The sequence below is a fragment of the Pseudomonas sp. AGC41 genome (assembly GCF_057334555.1).
Genome location: NZ_JBHFJB010000117.1, coordinates 74,164 through 77,081, shown reverse-complemented (window position 1 = coordinate 77,081; position 2,918 = coordinate 74,164). Strand labels below are relative to the sequence as shown.

Annotated in this window: 3 protein-coding genes; 2 read left to right on the top strand and 1 reads right to left on the bottom strand. The window is 61.1% G+C overall.

Annotated elements, in window-relative coordinates:
- Positions 1 to 175: 175 nt before the first annotated feature.
- Complete coding sequence (locus ACE04F_RS20545) at positions 176 to 1,060, top strand: formate/nitrite transporter family protein (RefSeq protein ID WP_486109528.1); 885 nt, start codon at positions 176 to 178, stop codon at positions 1,058 to 1,060.
- Here ACE04F_RS20545 and ACE04F_RS20540 read toward each other — a convergent pair.
- Positions 1,011 to 2,180, bottom strand: coding sequence for an MFS transporter (locus ACE04F_RS20540; RefSeq protein ID WP_486109526.1), 1,170 nt, complete (start codon positions 2,178 to 2,180; stop codon positions 1,011 to 1,013). The two genes, ACE04F_RS20545 and ACE04F_RS20540, sit on opposite strands and share 50 nt — an antisense overlap.
- Positions 2,181 to 2,465: 285 nt before the next feature.
- On the opposite strand from ACE04F_RS20540, the gene ACE04F_RS20535 reads away from it, so the two are divergent.
- On the top strand, positions 2,466 to 2,849 hold the full coding sequence (locus ACE04F_RS20535; RefSeq protein ID WP_249877090.1) for an MAPEG family protein: 384 nt from the start codon (positions 2,466 to 2,468) through the stop codon (positions 2,847 to 2,849).
- Positions 2,850 to 2,918: the final 69 nt, after the last annotated feature.

Genomic DNA, 2,918 nt, shown 5'->3' with positions numbered 1-2,918 from the left:
GTTCTTCGCGAGCAGGCTCGCTCCCACATTGGACTAGTCCTTACCGCCGGATCCTCTGTGGGAGCGAGCCTGCTCCCGAAGGCGGCATTACCGGCGCCGGTCATTTCCTGGCGCCACTGAACAGCTCCGAACGCCGCGTGTCGTAGGTACATCACGCCACCGGTTCAGGAGTTGTATGGACACTCACAAAGACGGCAAGACCCCTGACCTCTCGGCAGAGGAACAGCATGAGGTCGACCGCAACCAGCCGCCACGGGCGGCGGTTTTGCATGAAATCATACGTACCCAGGGTGATCAGGAGCTGGAGCGCAGTGTCGCCGCGCTGTGGTGGTCGGCCCTGGCGGCCGGTTTGACGATGGGCTTGTCGCTGATGGCGATGGGGCTGCTCAACTCCCGGTTGCCGGATGACGAAGGCTTCAAGGTCATCGCCAGTTTTGGCTACTGCGCCGGCTTCCTGGCAGTAATCCTCGCGCGGCAGCAGTTGTTCACCGAAAACACCCTCACGGCCGTGTTGCCGATCATGAGCAAACCCACGCTGGGCAATTTCGGCCGGTTGTTCCGGTTATGGGGCGTGGTGCTGGTGGGCAACCTGTGCGGCACCTTGCTGGTGGCCTATGTGATGCTGCACCTGCCGATCTTTGACCGGCGCACCGACCTGGCCTTTCTGGAGATTGGCCGCAAGGTGATGGAGAACGACGCCGGCCAGATGTTCGCCAAAGGCATCATTTCCGGCTGGATGATCGCAACCATGGTGTGGATGATCCCCTCCATGGAGAACGCCAAGATGTGGATCATTGTCCTCATCACCTACCTCATGGCGCTCGGGGATTTCACCCACATCGTCGTGGGATCGGCCGAGGTGTCTTACCTGGTGTTTGCCGGGCAGCTGTCGTGGGAGGACTTCTGGATGGTGTTCGCCGCGCCGACCCTGGCGGGAAACATCATCGGCGGCAGCTTCATCTTTGCTTTGATCAGCCACGCTCAGGTGCGCAGCGAAACCAATACGCCCCTCAGTCGGCAAGGTCTGCCGCCGCGCCGACGTGACGTTGCCGATAAATGAAGTAAAGCGCGGTCAGTACGATGAGTCCGCCGACCAGGGCGCCGGTCCACGGCAAATCGGCGAGGTCGGCGCCGCTGGCGACCACCAGGCCGCCAATCCAGGCGCCGGCCGCGTTGCCGAGATTGAAGGCGCTCTGGTTCAGGGTCGAGCCCAGATTGGGTGCTTCGTGGGCCTGGTCGATGATCAGCAATTGCAGGATCGGGCACAGGGCGAAGGCGAAGACGCCCCACAACACCAGGGTGATTGCCGCCGGAATCACCGATTGGCTGGTCTGGCTGAACGCGGCAAGCACCAGCACCACGGCCAGCGCCATGCCCACCAGGGACGGCAACAGGCGTCGGTCGGCCAGGCGGCCGCCAAGGAAACTGCCCGCCGTCAGGCCCACGCCGAATAACAACAGCATGATGGTGATGCCGTGGGGGCTTACGCCAGTGATGTCCTGCAGGATCGGTGCGATATAGGTGAACACGCTGAACAGGCTGGTCGAGGCCAGCACACTCATGCCCAGCGCCAGCAGCACATTGGCCTTGCCCAGCACCTTGAACTCACTGGCGAGGTTGGCCTTGTCCATGGGAATTTCCTTGGGCAACCACAGCCATTGGGCGATGGCAGCAATGACCCCGATGACGGCTACCGCCCAGAACGTCGACCGCCAGCCGGCGTATTGACCCAAGGCCGTACCCAGCGGCACGCCCAGCACATTTGCCAGGGTCAGGCCGGTGAACATCATTGCAATCGCCTGGGCCCGTTTGTTCGGTGCTACCAGCCCGGCGGCCACCACCGACCCGATGCCAAAAAAGGCCCCGTGACAGAGCGCGGTAATGACTCGGGCAGCCATCAGCGTGACGTAGTTCGGCGCGAGGGCGCAGAGCACGTTGCCGAGAATGAACATCAGCGTCATGCCCAGCAGCGTGGCCTTGCGCGGCATGTTTGCGGTGCCGATAGCCAGGATCGGTGCGCCGAATACCACCCCCAGCGCATAGCCGGTGATCAGCAGCCCGGCGTGGGGAATGCTCACGGCCAGGTCACGGGCGACATCGGGCAACAGCCCCATGATGACGAATTCAGTCGTGCCGATGCCGAAAGCGGCGACGGCCAAAGCAAGCAAGGCGAGTGGCATACGCAAGGTCTCTGTCTGTAGTCTTGACGCTCTGATCAGGCATACGCATGCCGATGCCTTGGTTCGAATGAACGGGCAGTAGCAGAATTATTGGAATTGATCTATGCGCAACTGAGTGCGGCGTGGTCGGGTGCAGTATAACGGTGGTGATGCTTTGCGGCATGCGCTACCTGAAAGAACCTTTCGGCCGGTCGCGACTCTTAGCCTGCGGGCTGGCATGCTGTGATGAAGCTCTAGCGGTGCTTGACGCTCGATTCTCGATAAAACTCAATAAGGAAATGCGGTATGACGGTAGCCCTGTGGTGCGTTTTGATTGCTTTTATCCTGCCTTACCTGTGTATCGGGATCGCCAAGGCCGGCGGCAGATACAGACTGCAGGATAACCACGACCCCCGGGATTTTCTCGACTCGCTCGAAGGCGCTCCCCGCCGCGCCTACGCCGCGCAATTGAACAGCTTTGAAATCGCCCCGTTTTTTGCCGCCGCCGTGATCGTCGCGCACCTGGCCGGCAATGCCGAGCTGGTCACCATCAACGTGCTGGCGGTGCTGTTCATCACCAGTCGCCTGCTCTACATCATTTGCTACCTGGCGGACTGGGCGATCCTGCGTTCGCTGGTGTGGTTCGTGGGGGTGGGGTTGGTACTGAGTTTCTTCTTTGTTTCGGTCTGAGGCTGTTTGTTGAATATTTGATTTTGTGCGGGCCTCTTCGCGAGCAGGCTCGCTCCCACAATGGATCCC

Coding starts and splice junctions, on each gene's coding strand:
- ACE04F_RS20545 (WP_486109528.1), top strand. CDS start 176: ATGGACACTCACAAAGACGGCAAGACCCCTGACCTCTCGGCAGAGGAA.
- ACE04F_RS20540 (WP_486109526.1), bottom strand. CDS start 2,180: ATGCCACTCGCCTTGCTTGCTTTGGCCGTCGCCGCTTTCGGCATCGGC.
- ACE04F_RS20535 (WP_249877090.1), top strand. CDS start 2,466: ATGACGGTAGCCCTGTGGTGCGTTTTGATTGCTTTTATCCTGCCTTAC.